This window comes from Acinetobacter rongchengensis (assembly GCF_003611475.1).
Taxonomy (GTDB): Bacteria; Pseudomonadota; Gammaproteobacteria; order Pseudomonadales; family Moraxellaceae; genus Acinetobacter; species Acinetobacter rongchengensis.
The window spans coordinates 1-1,755 of sequence record NZ_RAXT01000132.1 but is presented as its reverse complement, the minus strand read 5'-3'; the positions used below and the strand labels follow the sequence as shown (position 1 = coordinate 1,755).

The following is a 1,755-nucleotide window of genomic DNA, read 5'->3' as shown; positions in this document are numbered from 1 at the left end:
GTACAACGATGGCTAGAAAAGGGATACAGAGGAAAATTCCACGTGATTGCCACGTGACAGACAATTTTTGCAGGGCAAAAACGCACCCATTGGACTCAATGGCTAAGTGCGCCCTTCGGGGGAAAATCAAAAAATTGTAGGTTCACCTTTTTTTCATTATCGAAATAATTTTTTCAAGGCGTGCAATATGTTTATTTTTAGACTCAACATGCGCATTTTTATTTTCAATAACCTCCTTTAGCTTAATAATTTCTTTATTTAGTCTCTCTATTTCTAGTAGTAACTTTTGAGGTTCAGACATTTTTCTTTCCGTAATCTGTTTCTGTTTTCAATGCTGTGAAAATTCGTTTTGCTGTTTGCTCATCTGCCTTTTCAGGGCTTCTTAGGATATTTCCGATCCAATTGGCAAAGGTTGGATAGTCGGGGAAGTTACTCAAGTCTGAAATACTGCCTAATTTGCACAGAATCATGCTGTATTTTGCTATCTGAGGCTCCGTAAGGGGTTTTATCGTGTCTAGGTCATTCGTGGCTGTTTTTGGCGTTTCTGTGGCAATTTCGGCTTGTTTGGGCTTCTTCTGCTTAAACTTGAATGAGAAGCCCGTAATCACTCGCCCTTTTTTGTGCTGTTCGTAGGTAGCTGTGATGTCTGTATGTTCGTTGACTTGTTTCAATGCTAGCTCCAAAACACCACGTTTAAACACATCCATACGCTGATATTCAGTATCTAACACGCCTATGCGCTTTCTGAATTCTGTTAAGTCAATAACTGGTGTCTTTCCTGTTGTTCTCCAGCAGATCAATAACTCATATAAGCGAACTGCATAGGCACTCGATAGACTACTAATTTGTTCAATATCGTACTTCGAGAATTGTTTCTCTAACCTTGTGATCAGTGGAACAACCGCAGGGGCGAAAATAACCTCAACCGTTGCAGTTTCATCAATGTAAGCAATTTGGCTGACCCAACGACTTGTAATATTAGCTCGTCCACGTTCACGCTTTTCTTGATAGCTGAATTGACGGGCAAATAAATCTTTGCAGGCATCTTTTAGGGCTTGATAAGCAGTCTGTCTAGCTACACCAAATTGATTGATATAACTCTCTGCATGGACTGTAAGAGGGTCATTTGCGTTAATTCCTTTGCCTGATTCTCTAGCTTCAAGGATAGCTAAAAGAATTAACCGCTGTTCAACCAAGTCTAAGTTATAACTAGCGTTCATTAGGGCGTTATCTTTTACTATTAAATCACTCATAAACCACCTATATATTTTATTACGTTATACCACATAAAAATATTATTGTGTATTAAGGTAGGTAAACGGTGGGGTATTGGTAGGTAAACGGTGGGGTATTGGTAGGTAAACGGTGGGGTATTGGTAGGTAAACGGTGTTAAATGCCCTCTGTATGCCTTGCTAGGCTTGCGTTTCAGCATGTCTAAAAGCCTTAAAAGCATTTAAAAGCCTTAAAAGCCCATTTTCATCATGAAAATTGCCCTATGTTTTCGCTTTGCTCAAACTTTTTTGACTAAGCAAGCTTAGTCGAGGGGCAATTTCTTCAAATTACGGGAAAAAGTTCAAAGGTTTAAAAAGAAATAAGCAAGGATACACAGAGGGGACTTTTTCACTACCGTGTAAAATTCCTACTCTGTGCCTTGTTGGGGCAAGCCCCAAACCCCAAAAGCAAGAGCAAAAAATGGCACTCGCTTCGCTCGTGTCTTTTCAAAAGCAAAAGCTCACAGTAGTTAATTTTCATGA

The 1,755-nt window shown here is 39.5% G+C and carries 2 protein-coding genes; both read right to left on the bottom strand.

All coding sequences use genetic code 11. The features are described 5' to 3' along the window. Positions 1-142: 142 nt before the first annotated feature. Positions 143-301: a hypothetical protein gene (locus D7V20_RS19935; RefSeq protein WP_171406662.1), complete on the bottom strand. Its 159-nt coding sequence runs from the start codon at positions 299-301 to the stop codon at positions 143-145. Further along, a complete protein-coding gene (gene repM / locus D7V20_RS19000; protein WP_120385386.1) occupies positions 294-1,253 on the bottom strand; it encodes a replication initiation protein RepM in 960 nt (319 codons plus the stop codon). Before repM ends, D7V20_RS19935 begins: the two co-directional genes overlap by 8 nt. Between the last annotated feature and the right edge of the window lie 502 nt (positions 1,254-1,755).

Excerpts from the sequence above, each read along its gene's own strand:
- repM (WP_120385386.1), bottom strand. The coding sequence starts at position 1,253 with ATGAGTGATTTAATAGTAAAAGATAACGCCCTAATGAACGCTAGTTAT.
- D7V20_RS19935 (WP_171406662.1), bottom strand. The coding sequence starts at position 301 with ATGTCTGAACCTCAAAAGTTACTACTAGAAATAGAGAGACTAAATAAA.